We start from the raw sequence: 24,024 nt of genomic DNA, 5'->3' as shown, positions 1-24,024 counted from the left end.
TTCGGGAAAATCCGGCTTTGCCGGTTTTCCTGAAAACAAACTCGTTTCAGTATAAATAAGTTATTTAGTCGCATTTTCGCTGCAATCTCAGAATGACAATAAAAAATGTACATTATATAAGAAGGAGGATTTTATGGAAAAAAATGACTTTAAACAGGGTAAATTACTGGAAGAAAAGCTTCTTAACAGCAATCCGACGTTTGATTATGAAAGCGAGCTTAAAAATCAGATAAATAAAGAAATTGAAGATGCCAGGGCTTTAGAAGAAAAAAGGCGGAATAAAACTGAATTTCTTGTAGAAACTGATATTTTGAAGCTTTCTGAAGCGGAAAAATTCGATAAAAACACTATTTACAAGGTTTTTAACAGAAAGCAAAAAACCGAAACCTTTGTTAACGGCGAGCAGGCACAAAATTTGATTAAGTATATAAATGATTATGTTTTGATGTTTGATCACAGGATTATTGAGGCGTAAAAACTTCATTTTTACGTTATATATTGCTGAAAATATTTTTAAGTCGTCATTGCGAGCATAGCGAAGCAATCTATAAAAATAAAATGGATTGCTTCGTTGAGTCTAAAGCCTCTCCTCGCAATGACGCGTAAATTTATTCAACAATTCAAGTTTATTAGACAGATTCTTCGGGTTAAAACCCTCAGAATGACCTCCGGAAATATTAAACGGGATTATATTTAGAAACCAATTTTTGAGGAAAAAATATGTCAAATTATTATGATATTCTTAAAAACGTCTGTGTGCTTGCACATGAGGAAAAACCTTCTTCGTTTATGACTACTGAAAGCCCTTATGCGGAAATTAAACAGTATATAAACGACATCCTCGAAGAAGTTTGTTCGAAATTTTACTGGACTTTCAGGGAAAAATCTTTTAATCTCTCAACGGTTCCAGGACAAAGAGAATATGCTTTGCCTACAGGCGTTGCGGCTTCGGGGATTATTGAAAACGGGGTCAGGATTTCGGGGGTGTCCAAGCCTCTTTATTTCATGCTTCACTCTGATCTTGATGCCATTGCGCAGAGCAGTGCAAAGCCTTTCAGGTACTCTGTTTATGCTGACAAATTAATTCTTGATCCCACTCCTGATGCTGTTTATTCTTTAACGATAAAGTTTTTGACGGTGAATTTTGCGTATAACTTTGATGAGCAAACTCATGAAATAATTGAAAAACCTGCGCTCTCTCTGGAAACAGATGTTACGATACTTCCTGACAGGTTTATTAAGGTTATTGAGTGGGGCGCGTATTCTCTTTACAGGCAAAACTTTAAGCCTGACAGCAAATACAAGCTTGCTAGAGATAAATATCTCGAGTTTCTGCTCGATATGCAAAAACATGACAGCTATTGCGGTGATTCTTCACCTGTTATAATTTTAAATCAAAACTTAAGCCCGACACAGCAGGTGTTAAAGGATTTCTTTAAGCCCTAAATCCAAAGTGACAAAATAATTCCAATAAAAAACCCGCTTATAAATAAGCAGGCTGCACATACGATATGCTTCACTTTAGGGTATTGAGGTAGAGGTATTGAGGGTAAACCTATGTAAAAATGTTTGTTCTTGATTCCTGATAATTATTTGCTAATTTTATAGGAAACAACGGGTTGTTCACTGCATTATTTCTTACTTCAGGTGCTTTTGCCCTGTGTGAGCAGGCTAACCAGCCAAATGGTGTTTGGTTTGATTGTACTTGTAAATCTGATGATGCCATACCTAATTCCCTTCCTCTTCCCTATTATTTGCTTGTAATTTTCGCATTGTCGCTATTATGAGCGGAAGTCTGCTTTAGTTTCTTGATAAAACTCTTTATTGAAGAAACTTTGCGGCTCTTGCTCTTTCTTTAGCAATAAAATTCATTTTCTTGCAGAGTTTTTTAACTCAATTACTCGAAGATGTCTGTTATTACTTCAGATTGACAATTTATGCGGATGTTTAAAAAAGTGTTAAGACTTACTGTCTTTACCTTCCGTCCTTCTCTTGCAAGGTCTGAGCCAAAAAGCTGAATCATAATTTTGTTTTAAGATTGCTTATTTTGCTCTTTCCTTCTTATATATATAAAAACAAACAAGTGCGAAGAATTGCCTTTTTTGTATAATAAATTTTGCAAAAATTTTTTTATTTTCTAGAAGGCTTGTGCTGCTTTGCTTTTGCGGTGTCTTCTGCAAAACAAAATTTATTCTCGAAATAGATTTGATTTTTAATAAATAACTCGAGTCGCTAAATAATTTTTGAATTGTCATGTTGAGCGAAGCGAAACATCTATCCCTTTTGGGTTTTAAGCTTCAATTCTTTTTGGGACAGATTCTTCGGACTAAAGCCCTCAGAATGACAACTCAATATTAATAGGTGTTTTGCCTAATTAGCGACCAGGATTTAATATCAAAAAACTGACTATAACCCCATCACTGTCTAGAGTTTGGGGCAGGGTAATACAAAAAATCATTAATATAAGGATTTACGGCATGCCTAAACTTAATTATTTCAACAACAACGGGGGATTGAATAATTTCTCCTCTATCGCCTCTTTGAACCAGTCAGAAAGCAATACGGACTGGTTTGACGCTCAAAATGTCGAAGGACACAAGTCAGGCGGTCTTGTTAAAATGAAAGGAAACAAGAATATCCTTAATACAACTTTGCCTGATAGCGTTAAAATCCTCGGTATATGGGATTATACAAAACAAGGGCTTCATTATCCTATTATAACAACCTCTGAGGGGAAATTATACAGGCTTGATTTTGAAACAGGGATTTTAAGCGAAAAATATTCAGGGCTAAGCAAGACTGCCAGATGCAGTTTTGTCAACTTTAACAACGGGGTTATTATCGCTAACGGGGTTGATACGCCTTTGTTTTACGAAGAGTACAGCACTCCTGTTCCTCTTCAAGATAATGCTCCTGTCGGGGTTTCTATCGAGGTTTATAAAGCGAGGCTGTTTATTGCATCAGGCTCAGGACTTTATTATTCGGCTCTCGGTAATCCTAATGACTGGTCTAGTATTAATGATGCAGGGTCTATAATTAATTTTTACAATGATTCAAGTCCTATAATTGCGATTGAAAATTACGGCGAATATCTTGCTATATATAAGAAAAACGGGATATATGTTTTAAGCGGCTCTGCCCCAAGCGATTTTGTGATAAAACCTGTTGCGGATAAAGGCTGTATTAGCCCATGGGCTATCGGAACAGTTAACAATAACCAGTATTTCTTTAACGGAGAGTCCATAACTACTTTGAATTTTAATTCCCTCGGGCAGATTGCTATTGCAGATGATGTGAGTATCAAAATTAAAAGCATTTTCCCCGAGCTTAACACCGTAAAATTCAGTGATGTTCTTTGTATACCCTATCAAGTGAAAAATCAGATATGGTTTTATTTTGCTTCTAAAATCAGTGAATCTCTCGATATTTGCTATATTTACGACTATTTTCACAAAAGCTGGTATAAAAGAGTAGGTCTGCCGATTACTTGCGGCACTTTGATAGATGAAAAAATCTATACAGGAACGCCTGACGGGAAGATTTTGTTGGAAGACACAAGTTACAGTTTTGACGGGCAGGCTATTAAAGCTTGGTGGTTTTCTCCGTGGTTCACTTTTGGTGTTCCAGATTCGCTAAAAGAGGTTATTTCCTTTAACGTGTGGCTTTATCAAAACCAGAAATACCCTTTTGATGTGGTTTATTCTATGAATTACAATCAGGCTGGCAGGATTTATAAAACAGTTGAGGTTATAAGCGATGATGAACTGGTTTGGGATAGCGGTTCTTGGGAGCTAAGCAACTGGACAAGCGACAGGGCAGTCAGAAAAAAAATTCCTGTTGTCGGCTCGTGCGAGGCTTTGCAAATAGGCTTTCAGAATCTCGAGGCAGATCAGCATTTTTCTGTGCTGGGATATTCTTTTGAGTATGAAGTGGCTTAATGACAAACTTTCAGGGCTTCTCAAATATTAAATTTTAGGTTAAATTATTACCATGCAAATAAATTTTTCGTTAAAATGGAGTTGAATATGGTCAGAAAACTTGTTTCAGCCTTATCTGTTTTATTTATTACCCTTTTTGTAGCTATAAATGCTTCTTTAGCGATTGATTTTGGGGATAATAATCTTTTTGTTCCTACTGTCAACATTAATATGCAAAGAGAAGAGGTTCAAGATATCATCAACAAGACTCAACAGCTTGAGTCAAAAGTCGAAAGTGAAAGAAATACTTTGAAAACTTCTGTTGATGAAAAGAAAGCAGATTATCTGGCTACAAAAAAGAGATTTAATGACGCTGATAAGCAGTTAAGAGCTGTTCGTTCGGTAACAAGAAAATTGCAGAGAAGTTTTTAAATAATTTAAAAAAAGGAATATATGATTGAATTTTTACCTGTCAGGGCGGATTTAAAATCCGGCCTGTTTGAAAATGCCCAATATTTGCCGTTTATTCTCGAGCTGTTCTTTAAAAACAAGCGTCTTCTCTCAGATGACTACTTTCCCGAGGAGGATGCAGAGCTTTTGGATTTTATTGTCGGGGAAATCAACGCTATTTATCCGTGGTTTCTTGTCGGGGTTTTAGATGGCGAGGTTTTAGGCGCGGCTTGGATTACACATTGGCATTATCCGCATTCCTGCCAGCTGCATGCTTGTATTGACAGGAAATTTTGGGGAAAGACTTCTTTATCTGCGACGGAAGAAATATTAAGTTATATTCAGCAAAAAACAGGTATAATAAGGGTTCAGATGGAAATTCCCGAGTTTAACGCCGTAGCAGTGAATTTTGCCAAAAAATCAGGATTTATTGAAGAAGGGTTAATCAGGTGTGCAACGCTTAAAAAAGGCAAACCCCTGAATCATGTGCTTTTAGGGCGTATTTTAAATAACTGAACTTAACAAAACTTCTTGTTTTACAGTAAAAAAGGCAATTAATTTTATTTAAAGACTTAATAATAATAAGACGAGATAAGGTTTCCCAGATTTAAACCTAACAATTTAGTTAAAAAAATCTTTATAAAAAAAGCCTCTTATTAATAGAGGCTTTTTTTGCGGTTTTGTATGTCTGCGTTCAACAAGGAGAGGTGGAAGTCAGCATTTTGGTATGCTTTATTGCCATTGCGAAAGGTCGCCCGTATTTTGGCTATATGTCTAAAGCCACAGTTGCTTTGTTTCACTCATTATGACAATAAAATGCACTTAATAAACGGATTTGTATAAATACAAAAGGAGGATTTGCAATGATAACAGCAGAATTGAAAGAAACTGTCAAGAAAATAGCTTTAAACAAAATAACACAGGCTGAAAGTTTTCTCGGAAGCGGTCAGGGTTCTGTGAAATTTGAGTATGTTCTTAATATGGTCATAGACGAGCTGAAAAGACTGCCTTTGCCACTGTCCGTGAGGCTTGTTCTGGTTTTGTTCCAGTTTGCGCTTAAATCAGAGCTTAAGCAGGAAATTCAAAACGTTTTTAACGAGGCGAAAGATGAGATTAACAGGGCTAAAACGGCAAATAGCTTAACTTAAGGAAACAACATGAAAAGAAAAATAATAAATCACTGGACAGCAGGCGGATTATTCCCCAACAGTGAGGATTTGAAGCATTATCATTTTATAATTGATGCTAACGGGCGGCTGCATCTGGGGCTTCATTCCGTCAGTTCAAATGATTGCACTTCTGTCGGTGATTATGCGGCGCACACAGGCGGAGGAAATACTATGTCAATAGGTGTTGCTGTTTGCGGGATGGCCGGCTTTATTTCTCCTGAAACATCGGGGAAATTTAAATTAACTAAAATTCAGGTGGAAAAGCTTTTTGAAACTAATGCATTACTGGCTTTTCAAGAAGGGCATGATGTTCTTTCTCCTGATATTCTTATGACACACATGGAATTTGGTCTGAAACATCCTGATACCACAAGCGCAGGGAAAATCGATATTTGTTTTCTTCCGCCCTATCCTGAAATTAAGGCGCAGGATGTCGGGAATTTCATCAGGAAAAAGTCCCAGTGGTATCTCGACAAATTAATCTCAAAATCAAAAAATATTCCTGTAAAAACTTGATTTTTGCATTTAACAAATTCAAAAAAATTTCTTGTGTTTAATTATTACATTTGTAGTTTCAAATTTCCTCAAGTTTGTCATGAAAAATTTTTTCTGATTTTCGGAAATTCTTTTCTTGACAAACTTTTCTTTATTTCAGAAAATCGGATTTTATATTTAAACTTACCCCTCTGGAATCGCTTTTAAGGGCATGTTAAATTTTGTCCCTGTAGTTTACTTAGTAAATTTTGTTTTTAATCCCGAAATACAAAAGAAACATTATCGGACTGTTTCTAGACGAAATAGTTTTGTTTTAAGCAGCTTCGTCCTTGTCCAAAGCCTGTTTTAAAACGGATTTTATATAAGTTTGATATGGTAAGCCTTTTTTGGCGGCAATTTTTTTGCAGCGTTCTATTTCCGAAATGGAAAGCCTCAAAGTAACAGGCTTACTTTTTGATTCAAGTTCTTTTTCTACTTCTTCAATCATTTTGTCAAATTCTGCTTCTTCTTCAGGGGTTAAATCTGAGTCTTTAATTGAAGTTATTTTAATTTCTTTCATAATTTTGTCTCCTAAAAGGCGGTTATAATTAATATTTCATCTTTTTTATTATGTTTAAAAGTATAATAAATTGTTATACCAGTATCTTTTGAATAAGCCTCATATCTTTTATTGTCCTCGTTATACCTTTGTTTTGTTATATTAAAATATGTTTTAATAGCATCTTCCGGTAATATAAAATGTCTATAAGTTATGTGAGGTATATAATCGCTGTCAACCAAATCATATTTAATATAAAAATTATGGTTTTCAACTTCATAAATTTTGTACATTAAAAACTCCTTTGTTTTTATATTATATTACATTGACCATACAATGTAAATACACATAAAATTACAAAAGAATTATTATCGGACTATATCGAGTAGAGATAGTTAAAATTAAGCTAAATTTTTATGAATAATTTCTTTTAATAAAGTCTGATACGGAACATTTTTTTCAGAAGCAATTTTCTTAGCTCTTTGAATATCTACAACGTTTAATCTTATTGTTATTGATTTTGTCTCAGGTTTTACCAATACGGGTTTATTATTTAGCCAAAGGTCATCATTTTCATTAAAAGAAGTTAAATATTCTTCCGCCTCGCAATTAGCACAGAATAATTCATTATTTTCGTCCCTATAAAGTTCAGTGCCGCATGTTTTACATTTTTTAGTCATTTTTATTTACCTCCTGATGATACTTAATTATATGAATTTTTTTAGCAGGATATGCCGTTATTACATTTATTGTTTCAGGGTTTTTAGGAAATACCGCGACTATAATTAAAAATCTTTTTAAATTTGTATGTCCTATAACTCTATAAACTCTGCCTTTATCAAGAAACTTTATATAAGTATTTGAAAAAACTTCTAAAATTTCATTCTCTGTTATATCTGAATGACTAACTTGATGATGTGGCTTGTTATAGTTTTTATCGTAACTAAATTTGATTTTCATTTGCAACCCTTTCTATAATTCAATTATAGCATATTGTATTTACACGTCAATACATAAATATAAAAAATGTATGTACATGGGTACATCAATATTAAATACGATAAAAACTACAAAAGAATTATAAGCACGAACCTTTTTCAAGCGGGTTAATCGTGAGTAAATCATTTAAGAAGGTTATCAGCGGGAATTTGCGCCTTTTAAATAGTCGAGAAGCGGCAATGTGCCTCTGTTATAATTAGATTCAGCGTCGGTAATAAGGAAATTCCCATCATCATTCTTACTGTTTTCCCAGCAATGAGGGATTATATGATCTGTGCTTATTTTTGCGTCATCGGTTTCGGAAAAGGAACTCAGATGAACTCCTGTATATGCAGAACTTTTAAGTATTTCGGGCATACGTTTCATCGGAGTAAACGTTCTTTCCTGCATTTTTACTATTTCTTTTGCTCCAAAAGATATTCTTTTGACTCTATTTACTTCCTGTAATTCTTTTATTGCTTCTATTGTTGCATTTACAGCTTTTGTTTGATCTTGATTTATCGTTTTGCTCGTCTTTAATGAAGCCAGATAATCTGAAAATTCGGATGATTTCCAGTATTTATCGTGAAGGGACAACAAACCGAACAGTTCTTGCGCAGTGTCTTTGTACTCTTCCGGCTGCAAATCCGCTTTTTTGCTTCCTATTAAAAGATTTTGCAGACCTCTCTCAAACCAATGATATCCGCCCTTTTTTTCTCTTTTAACCCCGTCAGAAGCAGGGTCAAACTCGTATTCGGGGACTTCAAATCCTACCATTTTTTCTTTTAAATATTTAGATAAAGAAGAAATTCTTGATTCGGCGTTGTCAAGGTTAAAAGGCTTAATACCCTTAACTTCGGCAAGATTTTTTCTGAAATCCGGCTCGGATTGCGATTTTAGGTTAAGTGTATTTTTATAAGTTAGGTCAATTTCTGCGGTTAGTTTAACTTTAAGGTTATTTGCCTGCTGTGTAAGGTTGTTTCGTGATTCCCTCAGTTTTTTTACTGTCTCGATTTTCGGCTCTAATTTTTCGTAAATTGCAGCTTTTTTTTGCCTTCCGGCTATTTTTTCAAGATAAATTTCTTTTTCTTTAAGTTTATCATCTAATTGTTTTAGCTCGTCTTTTTGCTGCTGCGTTAACTTTACATCCCGAATATTGCTAATTTCCCCCAGAAAGGCTTTCATTTCGTTTAAATCATGTTCATGGATGTTTAATTCACGTTTAGAGTTTTTATCTACGGAAGTTTTTCTTGCGCAAAAGCTTACTGTATCTTCTGTCAGGGGATACCTGTTTTGATTGACGCTTGGCAGTTGACCCTTAAACGGATTTTGGGCGGTTTGGCGGTTTGTATTCGGTTTTACATAATAATATTGTGTGTTTATCATAAGCTATTCCTTAATTGCAGGAGGTGTCCGGTTAAATTCTCAGGTGTACTGTACAATTATTTTTTCCATCTTCTGCCTACCGGTGGTTTGAAAGCAATGACGTTCTTTTTTTCTGCTCCTGCTGTTGTGTCGTCTGCTTTTCTTATTTCAACTACTACATCTTTAATGAGTTCAGCGCATGTTTTGCCGTTTTTATCAAGGACAACTTCGACTTTTTTGAGCTTTTCCTGTTTCGCTTCATCTGAAAGGCTCTCGTTATTCATAATTTTATAGTTTTCATTCAGTTGATTAAAGATTTCTTTCGGGCTGGTTGCTTTTTTACCGTCTATTTCCACGCCTAAAGGAGTGGCCGGAGTAACGTTGGGAAGGGCTACACGTCCTCCTGATGCACCGCCGTGTCCTCCTCCTCCAAACAAATTGGCAAGAAGTTCAGCGTGAATTGTTCCGTCTTTTGATCTAAATGACAGTCTTAAAGCGTTTTGCTCTGCTATATCAAGTTTTTCATCAATGCATCCTGCCTTTTTATCTTGACAAATTAACACTGCGATTCTGTGTTGATCGTAAGCGCCTTCATAGTCTTCCTGAGCTGCTTTTTCTGTTTCTGTCATACCATGATGGGGTTTCTTGTCCTGATGCTTGGTCGGGTCGCTACGAAGTATATTCATTACGTTTCCGCCCTTAAATGCGTTTTGGACATCGAGGAAAGTGGTTTTTGCTTTGCCTTTGTTTAAAATTTCCGACTTCCTCGCAAGATTCCAGACATCAAACATTTGGTCATAATCAACTTGAACGACACCGAGGCTCAAATCTTCGTTGAGTATTTTGCCTTTCATTGAGTAATTAAGCATTGTTTCCCTTGCTGTTAAAGGAAGCTTCGGGATTTTTCTGTCTTCAAGATCATATGCAACTTCCCGCAGCCATTTTTTGTTAATATTTCCCGTCAGGCCGCTGGTTAATCCCATAAGCCATTTCGAAACGCCTTCCGGCATAAAGTTCGGTCTTTGTCTGGCAGGTTTCAGCATATCTTGAGGAAGCAGGTTTGCTGTCCTCAAGAATGAACCCGTATCGGTTGACATACCTATAACAAGGCTTGAAACCAGTGATTTAAGGGTATTTTGTTTGTTTTTATCCGGATATAGTTTCTCGGCAGTCGTTTCTCCGCTTCCGATTTTGTTTAAATCAGGAATTAACTTTGATGCAAGGATTCCGACAAGTTCTGTTGCCGCAGGAACTGCATCTGCTATCCATGCTAACCCTTCTTTGTGAATTTTTTCCATATCTACGCCTGTTTTGGCTTCTGAGTCTTTCCATTCCTGTATTCTGTGAGGATGGTGGTCAATATAAATGACTTTTACATCTTCTCCTCTTGAATTTTTGGCAGGATTTCCGTTTTCGTCTACAAGATACTTTTTGAATGCTCCCGTAAACCTTTCCGGTGTCGGAACATCAAACATTACAACCACGTCATAAGGGGCTTTTGGCTCCAGTTTGTTTTTAGAATTTTTAATTTCCTGTTTTTCTTCCTGTAAAATTTCGATTTCAGCTTGTGTTATTTCGTCTTGGGGCTTGGATCTAATTTGTTTTATCTGGTTTTCAATCTCTGGTATACGCTCTTTGCTTACAGGTCGCTTCAATTTTTCGTTTATTCCGGGCATATTATCGCGAAATAATCCGGGTATTTTGTCATCTATTGCGCAATCTACGTTTTTATCGGGGTATTTAAGTTTGACGGCGCTTTCTGCTCCAAGCACGCAGCCGCTAGTATCTCCATCAAGTTTGCAATGTCCCACGAATAAAAAGTTTTTATTCTTTGGATCGTCAATCACTTCAACAATCTTGCTTATTGCCTGTTCCATTTCTCTCGCAGAACCTGCTTTTTTTGCTTCTTCATGTTTGAGTATAAGCTTTAAAGCTTCATCAGGAGAAGTTATTTGCTGATAAAGCATGATTTTTTCTTTACATTCCGGCTTCTTTAAAATTTCATCAAATTTATCCTGAACTATTTTTCTTTTATTCGGGTCTTTGCCTGTGTAAATTAGATTTGCCCTGAGTCCGATAGTCGGAGCGCTTTTTGTCATGCCCGCTATGACGTTTGAGAGCTCGAATTTAAACTCCCCTCTATATTCTTTGTTCTTCAAAAACGGCTTCAGGTCTTCATAAATTTCATCGGGAACCCTGCCTAACACGCCGTGTTCTCTGTCTTTTATTACTATTGATTCTATTGCTCTTTTTCTGCCCTTCTCTGTCTTAAAAGAAAATTGCAGATCCCGACCGTCTTCCCAGGCATCATCGGCAAGAAAATTGACGGGGCCTGGAACTCCCGAGTTTTTTTTATCTGATTCTTCCCTACCTGCATTTGGCTGTTTATCCTGAGGGCTCTCAACTACGTTCGACTGATTTGCCTGTACGCCTGTAATTCGCATCTGCAACGCTACAGGAGGCTCTTGCGGATTCTGCAAGCCGGTAAAAGAAATATAATGCAATACATTTTTGTGCTGTTTAAACTCGAAATTACGGCCTGAAAAAGATATTACCTTATTAAACGGGCTTATGTCTATTTTATCAGTTATCTTCTGTAATTTTAGCGGAAAGTTTGCTAATTGTCTGCTTTCTGCCTGATTTGTTACTGATTTTTGATAGCTCCCATCAACCTTTAACCCGAGTTTAGTTAACATTTAGCATTTCCCTCTTATAATCTGGCTCATGTTTTGAAATTTCAAACTGTTTATATGCGTGCTTATCTGCTTAAAGGTTCGTAAATAAAAAAATTGACAGCATTTGTCGATAAGTTTCCAAAAAAAAATCGAAAACTTTAAAATTTGAAGCCTGCATTGGGATTTGCAGGCTTCATAAAAGTTAATGTTTGAATTTTTACGATAAATTATTTGTGTGTTTTTGGGGTTTTTTCAGAATTTCCCGCACGGCATGCCGCGCCTGTGATTTTTCCATCCTTTAAATCTTTTTCAAGCTCTTTTTTTGTTTTTACAGGACAGCTTTTGCCTTCATTTTTTGCTTCGTGTTTATAAGTAATGTTTTTTTCATTTTTCTTTTCGGATTTTTGTTCGTAGATTTCGGGTTTTTCATGCTCATTTATTTCTTCATGTCTGAATTTTTCTCTCAAACAAGGCGGGGGCGGATAAGGCATGAAATGAGGCTTTTGGGCAACCAGAACAGCGCTTGAAATTATGGAAACGAGCGAAAGCGCGATCAGTAAATATCCCACAAAAAAACCGAAAAGCCTCAAGGTTTTAGGCTCTGACTTTGAAGCGTAATGCATTACAAAAAAAGCCAATGCAAGTCCAAATGCAACATGCAGGAAAATAAATGTCATAAATAAAGCAATACCCATATAATCTCCTTTTTGATTTTTACCGTACAAAACAATTTTTAAGTTGTTTTGTATAGTATATCGCATGGAATTGGGTTTCTTTATTGTCTTTAGTGCTAATTTATTTGTTTTATCCTGTGGATTTTTAAAACAATCGACTCGAATTGCTTGTTAATTTTGAGCTTTGTTGCGAAAAAAAGCCTTAGAAGCAGTGCGGCAAAATAATATATTTTTTTAGATTGCTTAGCTATTCTCGCAGTGTCGATCTTGGAGATTTAGCAATTAGAGAAAACAAGCTGAATATACAAAGATTTTGCTCGGGGAGCTTAAAGAAAAACTGCATTTTTGAAATAAAAAAAGCCTAAAATCTTTTGGGATCAGGCTTTAAGAAATTATAGCATTGAATTAGTTACATACATTATATATAAGATTTTTAAAAGTCAACCTAACATATTTTCGGTTTTACTTTATTTACAAAAGTTCATTAAACTTTTATTCCGAAAAATGATCTTTTCTTTTCTGCTTTTATTTTTAAGTCATTGTTTTCTTTTTCTATCAACTCAAGACGCATTTTTAATGCGGCATTTTCTTGTATAATCTTAAAATATTCATCTTTTGTCTTGCTTTCAGAGTCAGAAAGCAGTTTTACCTGTCCTGCTTGTTCTGAATAATTCAAAAGCTTTTCGTTAAGATTGTTAAGAGTTCTTAACATTTCGAGCATAACTTTGCTTTCCTGCTGCGGGACATTGCTGAAATTTGCCGAACTGTTCTGAATCGGATCGCTGTACACTACAGTACCTTCGTGAACTGTATCGAAACCTTCCGAATCGTCCCCGTATTCGTCGAACTGTTCTGAACCGTACTCTCCTGAATAAAGACTGGTTAATTCGCGTATCCTTTGCTCTTCTTCATGTGTTAACAGAATTATTTTGCCTCTGGGAGTAGTTTCTGCTCTTAGTTTTCCTTCTTTTACCCACGAATAAATAGTTGTCCTGCCTAAACCGAGTGTCTCAATAGCCTGCCTGACAGTAAGTTTCTTTTCTTTTTGCGACATTTGAATTCCCCTTCGAGCTGAATTTTGTTGAATAAAACTGAATTGTACCGAAGTGTACCGTCTGTTTTTGTATTTTTCGGTCTTTTTCGGAATACTTCGGAATGACCTTGACATATTATATAACGGATTGTATATTCATGCATGCGTTGAGGAGTTTTTTTTGAGGAGGAAGGAGGTATTGTCAGGATTTTCTTAGTCCTATAAGGGTTTTTGTTTGTTTATTGTGCTTCATGTTTTGTAATACAAATTGAATTTTGTAAGAAAATGACATGGATTACATGCTGTAATTAATTCGGTGGCCTATTTAAGCACTGCGGCAGAAGTTGCAAGCTCTTTGTTTTTATTATTGATAAATGACAGCAAGAAATATTCCACGGTTGATTACTGTTAAAATAGGATTGGAGAAAAGAAGAGCCGTTTTTGAGGAGGAAAAGCCTTATTTATAAAGAGGTTGGGCTTTAAAAAAAAGAAAAGTAGGCTCTTTTTATGGATTGATCTGTTGAAACGGCTAAATGTAGCGATTTTGGCAGAAGATTAATAGTTTAAATTAAAAAGCACTCCCTGAGGAGCGCCTTGTATTTTATTTAAAAATTAATTTGGTCGTTAATTTTTATTATACAGGCTCTCCATGAAAGTGCAATAGTTTGTTATGCCTAATTAATGGAGGAGTTTTTGTAAATTATGAATAATCTTTGTGAAGCGGGTTTAAAAGAGCCTTGTAGTGCTGAAAATCAGGCTCTTCATGTCAATGTCAAAAGTTTTAATATTTTAAAAGCCATTACGGATACGAATTTTTTTTCCAAGGTGGACTTAAGCCCTACTGCCAGGCTTATTATGTTTAGTCTTGCCAATATGTACAATCCTAAAAAGGGGTTTGTTTATCCCAAAAACAACAAGCTGATGAAGTGTACCGGTTCGGGCGAGCGGGCTGTAAGTCAGGCGGTCAACGAGCTTAAAGCCAAAGGGGTTATTGTTATTGTATTTGAAGAAAATTTCAGGAAAATTTATTTTACTCAAAAAACTTACGGGTTTTTAGGGGTAATTGAGAAGGAAAATAGTGAAGGTTCTCAGGTTAATGAAGAAGTTGCTCAAATCAGCGAAAAAATCGGTTCAAGTGTTGACGGCAAGCCTCAGATTGCTGAAATAAAGGTGGCGGAATTTGGTTTTGGAGAGGTGGCAAAATGTGAGGGTCGGGTGGCAAAAAATGCGTACGGGGTGGCAAAAAATGCGGGTACATGTCATGAACATAAAAAAGAACAGATAAAAAAACAGTTTGTTAAAAATGATTTTATTTTTTTGAAGGAGAAGGAGGGGGTTAAGGAAGTTTTTAAGAGTGGCGGGTATTTGACAGATAAGATGCAGTCAGAAATTATATTGAACGGGTTTCACAGACATAATGTGAAGAAGGATGATGATTTTAAGGCGATTTTACGGATTAAGAAGGTTTGGAATTTTAAGGAAAATGAATTTGAGGTTTTAAGGTTTATTGAGGAGAAAAGGATTGCGGATAGGAGTTTTGCCGCGAAAATCGAAAAAATGGAAAATGATGTTGAGTTTAGTTTAATCGGATTTGAGAAGGAGATTAAGGATTTGAGAGATTGCTGGCTGAATTATGAAAACAGGCAGTAAATTATAGTGCTCTGAAAAAGTAGTTAAGAAATGAAATATTTTTTGCGAAAGCACTATAATTTTAGGAGTGATGCTTTTCGGGAAAATCCGGCTTTGCCGGTTTTACTGAAAACAAACTCGTTTCAGTATAATTACTGCCTGAGTCGTTTTTTTCTGTGGTGATTTGTTTGATCAAAGCCGGCTTTTGTTTAAATTAAACGCAAAAGGTTATGCAAATTGACTGAAACTGTTGTTAGAGAAAGCTTACGTTGCTGCTGCCAAGCTGAACAGAAGGATCAATGTCTTCGCGGCGTTCGTTAAAAACTTTTTTGCCGAGTGTGAACATTGAGCTTTCTTTTTTATCAAGTCTTGACTGCATTAAGTCTGAGAGGTCTCTGAAATTATTTATTATTTCTTCGGTGTCTTCGATTATTTTGAGGTACTGATCGGTTTTGTTTAAAGGGGAATTCAAGTAGTCCATAGTCTTTTTACTCCTTCTGCCTTGTTTATTACCTTACTGCTTTTGATTTAAGAATGAAATACGCTGCTACCGTGTTCAGATTGGTTTTTTTGAAAGGTAGAATCTTTGCTTCGTTAATGTTCAGAACTTTTTTATTCATTCGGTTTTCCTCTTTGTCTTGACATTTTTATTATTATTTATTTTCAAAAGAGGAGCATCTTTCTTGATATCTACACCTTAGGGTGTATTTTTAGCGGGCGGGATTTTTTGATACATTTCTGAACTGTTCGGAACAGTTCTTTTTCTGTCAAGGCAGCGGCAGGTCTTTTCTTAAATCTCCATGTTGAATTTGCTTTCGTTTCCGGTCTTTAAGGAGGTTTTGTTTTTAAGAACTTTGAGGTCTTGTACCTTTCTGCTTTCATCGTTGGGTTAAAAAATAATAACTATAAGTATGTGAAAAATATATATAGTGCTCTGAAAAAGTAATTAAGAGCCTATAAAACTTGTATATCTGAATTTTTATATTTTTAACAAGATACGCTCTTACAATAAAGTTAAGGCTGTTTTATATCTTGTATTATGAAATCTACTGAAACGGTTGCTGTCAGCTTAACTTGACCTGCTTCTATAGGAGGGGCTGCTCCGTCTGAAGCACTTTTCATTTCCATTGCGGAAAAAGCGCCTCTATAGTATGGAGAAATTGTTTCATCGGAGAAATTTGTCGAAACCCTGTTGATTCCTTTTATACACAAACCCAGAGCCTCTGCGGTTGCGTAAGCCTTTTGTTTTGCCAGCTCGGAAGCCTTTTTTAACAGTTCGCTAGAGTATTTTGCTTTGTTTTCTATCATAAAATCAAGGTCATCTGCTTTGTTTGCACCGTTTTTTATTGCGCTGTCTATGATTTTTCCTGTGTCTCCGAGTTTTTTCGTTTTTACGTTTATCATGTTCGTTACTCTGTAGCCGCTCAGGATGCTTTTTCTTTCTTTGTTATCGTAGTTATATATGGGATTTACGTTAAAACCGGTTGTTTTTATCGAGTCGTCTTTGCCGATTAGTTTTTTTATTTCAGAAACAACTTTCTGCGCTTTGTTGGTATTTTCTTGCAAAGCCATTGTCAGAAGTTTGTTTTCGGTTTCTATTGCGACAGAAAAGACTGCGGTGTCAGGTTCGGCATTTATTGATGAAGTGCCGGAGGCTGAAAGTATGTTTATGTTGTTTTCTGCCTTTGCGGCGGAATTAATCATTATTGTTGACATTAGAAGGGTGAGTAAGGTTAATAAAATTTTGTTTTTGTTCATTATATATTCCTGTTTGGCTGTTACATATTTTAAATTATACATTAGAGTGCTTTAAAAATGAAATCAGGATGTGAAATAATTATTGCAAAATGCGCTATAGCTTTTAGGCGCGGTGATTTTCTTGAAAATACAGCTGTTTTAGTGTAAATTTTTTTGTCAACAAGAATTGCCGAATCGTCAAAATCGTCATTGCAAGGGTAATAAAGGAATCTGTAAAACCAAAACATATTTTAGCGTTTAGTCTAAAGCCTCTCTAAGTAACCACGCGCAGATATATTTATTTTTAGTGCTTTAGTATATAAAAGATATTTGTATTTAAATAAACTAATTTAACAAGAAATTTTTGAGAAATCTTTTTGTAAAATATAATTTAAATAAATCGAAACGAAAAAGTTGTTGCTATTAAAGGATATTTTTTGTTTGCTTTTTTGAACTAAAACAAACGATTGTAAAATAAAGTTAAAATATTATTTATACTCTATAGACAAAGTTTTATATTTCATGTTAATTATGTTGTACAAATTAATTGTGTTTTATAACGGGCAGAAGGGAAGCAGTTTGTAGATGGAGATTTCTATGAATATAGAGGAAAGTTTTTTCAGTTATGAAGAGCTGGATAAAGAGATTATTAATTTTGTGGTTTTTGAAAAAAGCAATAAGGAGATAGCCGCCAGAACAGGGTATTCTCTGGGAACTATAAAAGTAAGGCTGGCGGTGCTTTATAAGCAGTACGGAGTCAAAACTAAAGCAGGTCTTGTCAGGGAGGTTTTTCAAAATGATATTTTTTTGTCTATTTTTAAAAAGTAAGCGGGTGGTTTTAGGTAAAGTGTTATTATTAAAGGCTTTTTTCGGAAATTTGAAAATTATAGCCATTTGGATAGAAACTATAGCCACATGGATATAAATTCATATGTTATAATACTTCTTGTATTTTAAAAAAACGTTCGGTTAGGCAATTTACTTTTAATTTTTTTAAATTACGGCTTTTATCTCCTTAATTATTAAGAAGATTTTTAAGGAAACATCTTTTAGCACCTCCTAGGCGTGTGGTTTCGTCTTTTTCAGGTAAGGTTCTTAAAAGAAATGAGTTTTTTTATTGCGTTTTTATTTCTTCGCTTTTTAGCGGGGAGGTTTTGCAGTAGCCGTTTTGTGTCGCAATTTTGCGCTTTGCAACCGCTTTGGGCGGATTTTTTGTTGGTCAGGTGTTGTCGTGTTTCACGGGAGGAATGGTTAATGGCTAAAATTTGGTGTTGCAGAAGGTTTCAGGATGCTGAAATCTTTAAAATCAACCCGACAAGAAAAGGGGTTCTCGAGGAATTTGTTTTATATGTACAGGGCTGTTCCTGCTGTAGTCAGCCTGTTCTGGAGATTCTCAGGGCTGATGTTGATGAAAATATTCTTAAGCCGGTTAGGCTGAATCCTGATAAAATACCGTCTTTTATTAAAAAGATGAATGTTATCGGGTTTCTTTCAGGGATTAAAGCCTGCAAAAGTATTTTTGAAGGCACTGAAGACCTTAATGCTTTCTTGAAGAAGCCTGCCAAAGGCTTTTATCATAAAACTAAAATTTCTAAATTTGTTCTTAATTACAATGAGTTCGGAAAAATCAAAAAATGCGCGAAAAACTTTTCTAATCTGGATTTGGGCAAAATCGAGACGGACCCTGTTATTAATCTTAAAGCTTACAAGAAACATCTAAGCAGGATGGTCAAATAAGGGTACTAAAAGGTAAAAAGGCATAAAAAAAGAGAGTTTTCTCTCTCTTGGGTCTTTCCTTTCCTTTCCTTCTAATAAAAAAACGTTTTCCCTTTCCGTCCTTTATTTTTGTGGAGTTCTTATATATTTATAAAAACAATAATAAAAGAACAATTCACTTTTTTTAGAAAGTATCTTTGTTAAAAATCACTTTTAGTGCGGGTATTAGTGATTTTTGAGTCATTGCATATCTGTTTGATATCCGGTTTTTATATATTTTGTATATGGAATAAAATTGTAACAATATTTTAACAAAAGAAGCAGGTTATGGTTAATAAAAAAAATATTAATTTTAATACTTTGAAATCACTTGATTTTATTTTGAATGATATTCTCGGCCAAATCAAAATTGTTACCGCAGAAGAGAAAGAACATCCTTATCCTAAGCTGATTGAGCTGTTTTTTAAGGGGGTTGATCTTATGGAAAAGCTTAATGCTCCTAAAATTTCGGATTCGCAGCCGCAGATTAATTTTATTGAAGGCGTTGACGAGGAGAGGCTTTGAGTATTTTTGCATGAAATATAACCTTTTGAAAGCACAGCGGGAGTTTTTGGAAGTTCCGCATAATCATAGTCTTGATGTTGTCGTGTATCAGGGCGGTTTTGGGTCGGGTAAAACCTTTGCGGGGGCTTTGCTCGGGATTCTTCTCTGTAAAAAATTCCCGGGTATACGCGGTCTGGTGGGCGCTCAAACTTATACGCTCGTCAGGGACACCACTCTTGTTACTTATTTTGATCATCTTGAAAACCTCGGGTACAAAAAAGGGATTGATTTTGATTTTAGCAAGACCGAAGCCAAACTTACTTTTAAGAACGGTTCGGAGATTCTTTTTCGCCATTTTGATGATGATGCGAAGCTTAAATCTTTGAACCTCGGTTTTGTTGAAATTGAAGAGATGTCTGACATTCCTGAAGCTACTTTTAATATGCTTTTAGGGCGGCTCAGGCAGTCTGGGATTCCTAAATATAGGTTGTTCGGGCATACAAATCCCGAGTTTGCAAAAGGGTGGATTTATAAGAACTTTGTTGAAAGTACTAAACCTAATTACAGGATTATTATTGCTCCTACCACGGAAAATATTTTCCTGCCTGACGGGTTTGTCGAGAATTTGAAGCAGGCTTATGATCCTGAATACTATAAAATTAATGTTTTAGGAACTTTCGGGGATTATTCCAAAGGGCTTGTTACAAAAGGCTTTTCCTCTGATAATATCCGTCAGGTTAACTATTATCCTGATCTTCCTTTGCATATTTCCTGCGATTTCAACGTTGATCCTATGTGCTGGGTTTTGGCTCACAAGACGGACGAAAAAGTCTTTTTCTTTGACGAGATTGTGCTGGAAAATACCACTACAGCACTCGCTGTGGAAGAGTTTTATTCGAGGTATTCCGCTCATAAAGCACCCATAATCATAAACGGCGATGCTTCCGGCGATAATCGCTCTGTTACTTCCGAGTATACAAACTACGTTATCATCAGGAACAGGCTTTCTCAGTTGGGATTTCAGGTCGATTTTAAGATTAAGCCTTTTAATCCCCCTATTAAAAACAGGATTTCCGCGTGGAATGCCAAGATTAAGAACGTTAACGGGGATGTCGGGATTTTTATTTCCCCAAAGTGCAAGCAGCTTATCTATAATATCGAAAATCTGAAGTATAAAGAAGGCTCTTCGCTTCTTGATTTGCCTTCTCATTACAGGGTTAAAGCTGACAGGAAGCTTAAATTCCTCGGGCATTGCTTTGATGCGGCTTCTTACATTGTTGAATACTACTGGCCTGTCAGGCCTGATTAAGGAGGTTTCGGGATGTACGCTAATATCGATTGCTTTGACGGAGCACTCAGGATTTATGCCGAGGATAACGATTTGTGCTATCTCTGTGTTCAATGGGAAATATGTCCGTTGCTTTCCGCTATTCAATTTGAAGCCGTTATTTTGCGTTATGAAAACGTTGATATCACCAAATGCGCTATGTTTAAAGAAATTACTCTCGATCAAATGATTGCTTTATAAGCATGTATATTTTTATTTAAACTATAATTAAAGTTTATAATCAATTGCATTTAACTTATTTTTGTTTTTTCATATAAATATTGATTTAGGAGTAAAATTTATGAATGCAGTAGATAGTTTTTTTAGTATAGTTGTAGTCGATTATAAATTTGAAGATGTAAATACATTTAGAGAAAAAATAAAAACCTTATCTTTATATAATGAATATTCTTTAAATGAGTCTAGACTTATACTTGAATCCAAGCCTTATAACTCAATATTAGAGCAGCAAGCCCAATTAATTATGCCGTTAATTGTTTTTGACAGTAATCAAAAAATACAAATAATTTTTAATGCTGAGATTAAAGCTCTGGAAATAAAAGTAGCAGAATATTCTAAAGAAAAAAATAGTAAAATTATTTCTATTGCTAACAAACTTCTTGGTCTTAAAATTTCGGATATTTCACAAATAGGGTTTAATTTCTTTAATATTTTTAATACCAAAGAAAAACGATTAAATTTATTTAATTTAGAAATTGAAAATAAATTAAAGGATTGGGATAGAAATCAAGGCTTTGTTGCTAATATTCCACTGCTTTACGAAGATTATCTGGCTACCTACAGTATAGCTAAAATTAAAAGTTCAACTCATAAAGATTTTAATAATATTGACCATTTTTATCAAATTTCAAGTAATTTTAATTTTGAATTTAAAGAAGAAGAACCTCAAGACCGTATAAACCAATTAAAAAGAATATTTGATAAAACAGATTTTTATTCTGACCAATTTAATAAAACATGCGGAGAAATTTTGAGTTTATGAGTTTGAAAAAAAATTTAGACACAACTGTAATATATCCACCCACAGATGCATGGAACCCGGCAAGTCAACAAAGAAACATTTCTAGCGAAGATATTTTTCAAGGAAGGACAATCCCGCCAATTGGTGATAAAATTAAAGAAGAAGAAATATTGGACGATAATAATATTATGAATGATATTTATGACAAATTAGATAAAATTGAAAAAGAAAATATTGAAATAAAGAAAGATGTTGAATGGATATCGCGGACCGTATTACCTACAGTAATTGCAGTAGGTGCGATTTTATTAACAGCTTTAATATTTGGTTATGACAGTTTAAATAATAATGTTAGTTCGTATAATTCAAACGTTAATACAAAGTTTGAAATGATTAATCAAAGATTTACTGATCAAGAAAGATATAATGATCAAAAAATTGAAAATGAAGTAAATAAAGCAAGATTAAAAAAGTAATAAAATCGTTTAAATAAAAAAGAGTTGAAGGTTTTTCAGCTCTTTTTTAATGCTGTTTTTACAGAAGAAAGGAATGGTTATGCCTTATAATTTTGAATATTTATGCGAAGAAAAACCTGTTAAACTCTCTGAAGAGAATCATGACTTCCTTGCAAGTCATATTTCAAGCAAGTGGGATGAGTGGGACAGTGCTAGAAGTTCCAATCTTTCCGCTATCAGCGCGGTAGAAAAAGCTATTTATCCTTCTTGCAGACCATCTGTCTCTAAAATGAGCATTAATATGCCTGAAATCTACGAAATAAAAGAAACTTACAAGGCGCATCTGTGGAAAAGCTGGTTCACTTCTCTTGATTCCATGTTTGATGTTCAGGGAAAATCTAAAGAGGATAACAGTAATTCCGCAAAGCAAAAAGCTTCTCTTATTGACGTTTTTCGCTCCGCAGATCTGGTTTCCAAGCTTGAAAAAGGCGTTGATAACTGGATTAACAAGGGCGAGTTTATCGCTTTTATCAGTTGGTCAACTAAAATCAGGCAGGTAAGAAAAAAAGAAAATATTTATTCCCAGAATAATATACTAGCCAACAAGTCTGATGTTTGTGGTGATGATGAGAATTTCGGGAACGGTTATAGTTCTTTTAATACATCGAAAAATCAAGGAGAAGGCGTTGCGACAAACTATAGAAAGTTTGAGAATACGAATACTCAGGGCGGAGCTGCTCAAGAATCCTGCGTTTATGGTTCGTCCGGAGTTGATAAAAGTTCCCAAAGCCTTGCGCCCGCTGCTTCGTTCGTACTTAAAAATGAAATTATATATGACGGTCCTGACGTTACGATTGTCCCTTCAGAGGCTTTCGTGTTCGATCCTGCTAAAAAAGAAAATTTTGAGACCTGTTCGAAGATATATCGTTCATGGGCGACATTTGATGAAATTCAGGCTAACAGGCTTTACAAAAACGTTGAGTCTCTCGAGAACGTTGTTTCGCAGAAAAACTCTCAATCCTCAGGCTCAAAAGCCTGCAAAGGAGATCAGCTTGAAATACTTGAATTCTGGGGAGATATAAAGCTTGAAGACGGTACAATCCTAAAAAATCAGGTGGCTACTCTTGCAGGACGGAAAAATATCATCCGCTTTGAGGAAAATCCTTTCATTATAAATCCGTTTGTTTTTGCGGCTTTTCTTGAAGATCCCGAGACAAAAAGGGGTTATAGTCCGCTTTATGTCGCTCTTCCCCTTAACGAAGCTTCTGAAACTATCATGAATCTTCAGTTGGAAGCTCTTAAACTTATTATTAACAAGCCTTATCTTGCTCCCAAAGGCGCTCTTTCAGGGAAAATCAACATAAAAGAAGGCGCAATCATTGAGTATGATCCTGCTTTGATGCCTACTCAGCCTGTACCTCTTGATTTTAAGGATGCCATAGTCGGATGGGATTTTCTCAGGTTTTTTGAGTCGAAAATAGAGTCTACCACCGGAATCTTTAAATATATGACCGGTGATCCCAAAAATATAACTCAAAGAACTGCAACAGAAGCCTCAGGCATCTTTACAGGGCAGAATATCAGGCTTTCTAAAGAAATTGACGTTTTGAATTTCAAAGTCAAGATGCCTATAATAAGAAAAATTGCCGAACTGATGGCGAATTTTAGTTTTGATATTAAGGAAATCAAGATTTCAGGGCAAAATGGGGATATTGATTTTGTTTTTATCGATGAGTCAGTCAGGCAAGGCAATTATGATTATCTTACAGGCGATTCCAGCGCGGCTTTTGAGAGGAAAACCAAGCTTAAAGAAAGTTTGAGTTTTCTTTTTGAGATGGCGAAACATCCAGAAGTTGCTCCGCGGATTAAGTGGATGGAGGTCATGAAGTGGGCCTTTTCACAGATCGGCTCTGTTGATCCTAATTTGTTTATTAAGGATTTGGAAGGTTGAGAATAACCAAAACAGAAAGGGGTTTTATGGATTATCAGGAAATTTATAAAAAATACCAGAATGCGCTTAAGTTTCGAGAGCTCCTCGTTGATGAAAATTTTAAGATTTTGAACGAGATTTTTATTAAAAAAATTATCGACAGTATTAATTTAAACACTCAAAATCATTTTATTCCCTATCTTGCAGGAATTAAAGAAGTCTTTTTTTACGTCGATCGTGAGGCTTCGAAGATTGATTTTTACAGAGATGAGCTGGATAAGATTGTTTTTGACAAGTGATGGTTTTTGGATTTTTCCGAACTGTTCGGAAGTGTACTTTGTATAACTCAAATTGCTAATTAATTTTCTTATTGTCATGTTGAGCAAAGCGAAACATCTGTCCCTTTTGGCT

The 24,024-nt window shown here is 35.2% G+C and carries 28 protein-coding genes; 17 read left to right on the top strand and 11 right to left on the bottom strand.

Annotated elements, in window-relative coordinates:
• The first annotated feature begins 133 nt into the window (after positions 1-133).
• Positions 134-475 carry a hypothetical protein gene (locus tag WCG23_09975; GenBank protein ID MEI8390195.1) on the top strand — a complete coding sequence of 114 codons (342 nt, stop codon included), beginning with the start codon at positions 134-136 and terminating at the stop codon, positions 473-475.
• A gap of 245 nt (positions 476-720) precedes the next feature.
• Entirely contained in the window at positions 721-1,446 is a 726-nt protein-coding gene (locus WCG23_09970) for a hypothetical protein (protein ID MEI8390194.1), read from the top strand.
• Positions 1,447-1,555: 109 nt separating this feature from the next.
• Here WCG23_09970 and WCG23_09965 read toward each other — a convergent pair whose 3' ends face one another.
• Complete coding sequence (locus WCG23_09965) at positions 1,556-1,726, bottom strand: hypothetical protein (protein ID MEI8390193.1); 171 nt, start codon at positions 1,724-1,726, stop codon at positions 1,556-1,558.
• 751 nt (positions 1,727-2,477) lie between these two features.
• Between WCG23_09965 and WCG23_09960 the strand changes: the two genes are divergently transcribed.
• From WCG23_09960 to WCG23_09940, 5 genes are all read left to right on the top strand, one after another.
• The gene (locus tag WCG23_09960; GenBank protein MEI8390192.1) at positions 2,478-3,938 is read left to right on the top strand and encodes a hypothetical protein; all 1,461 of its coding nucleotides are present in this window, start codon (positions 2,478-2,480) and stop codon (positions 3,936-3,938) included.
• A gap of 87 nt (positions 3,939-4,025) precedes the next feature.
• Positions 4,026-4,349 (top strand): hypothetical protein, encoded by a 324-nt coding sequence (locus WCG23_09955; protein MEI8390191.1) that lies wholly within the window; start codon positions 4,026-4,028, stop codon positions 4,347-4,349.
• 21 nt (positions 4,350-4,370) lie between these two features.
• Entirely contained in the window at positions 4,371-4,883 is a 513-nt protein-coding gene (locus WCG23_09950) for a GNAT family protein (protein MEI8390190.1), read from the top strand.
• 347 nt (positions 4,884-5,230) lie between these two features.
• The gene (locus tag WCG23_09945; protein ID MEI8390189.1) at positions 5,231-5,515 is read left to right on the top strand and encodes a hypothetical protein; all 285 of its coding nucleotides are present in this window, start codon (positions 5,231-5,233) and stop codon (positions 5,513-5,515) included.
• Between the two features lie 9 nt (positions 5,516-5,524).
• A complete protein-coding gene (locus WCG23_09940) occupies positions 5,525-6,052 on the top strand; it encodes a hypothetical protein (GenBank protein MEI8390188.1) in 528 nt (175 codons plus the stop codon).
• A 292-nt stretch (positions 6,053-6,344) separates the two neighbouring features.
• Here WCG23_09940 and WCG23_09935 read toward each other — a convergent pair whose 3' ends face one another.
• From WCG23_09935 to WCG23_09900, 8 genes are all read right to left on the bottom strand, one after another.
• Entirely contained in the window at positions 6,345-6,590 is a 246-nt protein-coding gene (locus WCG23_09935) for a CopG family antitoxin (protein MEI8390187.1), read from the bottom strand.
• Positions 6,591-6,601: 11 nt separating this feature from the next.
• On the bottom strand, positions 6,602-6,862 hold the full coding sequence (locus WCG23_09930) for a hypothetical protein (protein ID MEI8390186.1): 261 nt from the start codon (positions 6,860-6,862) through the stop codon (positions 6,602-6,604).
• A gap of 108 nt (positions 6,863-6,970) precedes the next feature.
• Positions 6,971-7,249, bottom strand: a complete 279-nt coding sequence (locus WCG23_09925) for a hypothetical protein (GenBank protein MEI8390185.1) — start codon at positions 7,247-7,249, stop codon at positions 6,971-6,973.
• The gene (locus WCG23_09920; GenBank protein ID MEI8390184.1) at positions 7,242-7,529 is read right to left on the bottom strand and encodes a hypothetical protein; all 288 of its coding nucleotides are present in this window, start codon (positions 7,527-7,529) and stop codon (positions 7,242-7,244) included. Before WCG23_09920 ends, WCG23_09925 begins: the two co-directional genes overlap by 8 nt.
• A 177-nt stretch (positions 7,530-7,706) precedes the next feature.
• Positions 7,707-8,933, bottom strand: coding sequence for a hypothetical protein (locus WCG23_09915; GenBank protein MEI8390183.1), 1,227 nt, complete (start codon positions 8,931-8,933; stop codon positions 7,707-7,709).
• Between the two features lie 56 nt (positions 8,934-8,989).
• Positions 8,990-11,608, bottom strand: a complete 2,619-nt coding sequence (locus WCG23_09910; GenBank protein MEI8390182.1) for a hypothetical protein — start codon at positions 11,606-11,608, stop codon at positions 8,990-8,992.
• Between the two features lie 206 nt (positions 11,609-11,814).
• Positions 11,815-12,282 carry a hypothetical protein gene (locus WCG23_09905; protein MEI8390181.1) on the bottom strand — a complete coding sequence of 156 codons (468 nt, stop codon included), beginning with the start codon at positions 12,280-12,282 and terminating at the stop codon, positions 11,815-11,817.
• A gap of 463 nt (positions 12,283-12,745) precedes the next feature.
• Complete coding sequence (locus tag WCG23_09900; protein ID MEI8390180.1) at positions 12,746-13,315, bottom strand: hypothetical protein; 570 nt, start codon at positions 13,313-13,315, stop codon at positions 12,746-12,748.
• A 681-nt stretch (positions 13,316-13,996) separates the two neighbouring features.
• Between WCG23_09900 and WCG23_09895 the strand changes: the two genes are divergently transcribed.
• Positions 13,997-14,944 carry a helix-turn-helix domain-containing protein gene (locus tag WCG23_09895; protein ID MEI8390179.1) on the top strand — a complete coding sequence of 316 codons (948 nt, stop codon included), beginning with the start codon at positions 13,997-13,999 and terminating at the stop codon, positions 14,942-14,944.
• A gap of 232 nt (positions 14,945-15,176) precedes the next feature.
• Here WCG23_09895 and WCG23_09890 read toward each other — a convergent pair whose 3' ends face one another.
• Positions 15,177-15,404 (bottom strand): hypothetical protein, encoded by a 228-nt coding sequence (locus WCG23_09890; GenBank protein ID MEI8390178.1) that lies wholly within the window; start codon positions 15,402-15,404, stop codon positions 15,177-15,179.
• Positions 15,405-15,937: 533 nt separating this feature from the next.
• Positions 15,938-16,681, bottom strand: coding sequence for an SIMPL domain-containing protein (locus WCG23_09885; protein ID MEI8390177.1), 744 nt, complete (start codon positions 16,679-16,681; stop codon positions 15,938-15,940).
• Positions 16,682-17,257: 576 nt separating this feature from the next.
• Here WCG23_09885 and WCG23_09880 point away from each other — a divergent pair.
• The 9 genes from WCG23_09880 (at position 17,258) to WCG23_09840 (ending at position 23,912) form a co-directional block, all read left to right on the top strand.
• Complete coding sequence (locus WCG23_09880; GenBank protein MEI8390176.1) at positions 17,258-17,488, top strand: hypothetical protein; 231 nt, start codon at positions 17,258-17,260, stop codon at positions 17,486-17,488.
• A 426-nt stretch (positions 17,489-17,914) separates the two neighbouring features.
• A complete protein-coding gene (locus WCG23_09875) occupies positions 17,915-18,397 on the top strand; it encodes a hypothetical protein (protein ID MEI8390175.1) in 483 nt (160 codons plus the stop codon).
• Between the two features lie 306 nt (positions 18,398-18,703).
• A complete protein-coding gene (locus tag WCG23_09870; GenBank protein MEI8390174.1) occupies positions 18,704-18,940 on the top strand; it encodes a hypothetical protein in 237 nt (78 codons plus the stop codon).
• Between the two features lie 10 nt (positions 18,941-18,950).
• Complete coding sequence (locus tag WCG23_09865; protein ID MEI8390173.1) at positions 18,951-20,228, top strand: phage terminase large subunit; 1,278 nt, start codon at positions 18,951-18,953, stop codon at positions 20,226-20,228.
• A gap of 12 nt (positions 20,229-20,240) precedes the next feature.
• A complete protein-coding gene (locus WCG23_09860; protein ID MEI8390172.1) occupies positions 20,241-20,447 on the top strand; it encodes a hypothetical protein in 207 nt (68 codons plus the stop codon).
• 100 nt (positions 20,448-20,547) lie between these two features.
• Positions 20,548-21,249, top strand: a complete 702-nt coding sequence (locus WCG23_09855; GenBank protein MEI8390171.1) for a hypothetical protein — start codon at positions 20,548-20,550, stop codon at positions 21,247-21,249.
• Complete coding sequence (locus WCG23_09850) at positions 21,246-21,704, top strand: hypothetical protein (GenBank protein ID MEI8390170.1); 459 nt, start codon at positions 21,246-21,248, stop codon at positions 21,702-21,704. The genes WCG23_09855 and WCG23_09850 overlap by 4 nt, the downstream gene beginning before the upstream one ends.
• Before the next feature lie 79 nt (positions 21,705-21,783).
• Entirely contained in the window at positions 21,784-23,634 is a 1,851-nt protein-coding gene (locus WCG23_09845; GenBank protein MEI8390169.1) for a hypothetical protein, read from the top strand.
• Positions 23,631-23,912 (top strand): hypothetical protein, encoded by a 282-nt coding sequence (locus WCG23_09840; protein MEI8390168.1) that lies wholly within the window; start codon positions 23,631-23,633, stop codon positions 23,910-23,912. The genes WCG23_09845 and WCG23_09840 overlap by 4 nt, the downstream gene beginning before the upstream one ends.
• Positions 23,913-24,024 lie beyond the last annotated feature (112 nt).

The sequence above is a fragment of the bacterium genome (genome assembly GCA_037147175.1).
GTDB lineage: Bacteria > Cyanobacteriota > Vampirovibrionia > Gastranaerophilales > UBA9971 > UBA9971.
Note: the sequence above shows the minus strand (reverse complement) of the source record. Positions and strands in the feature narration are given on the sequence as shown.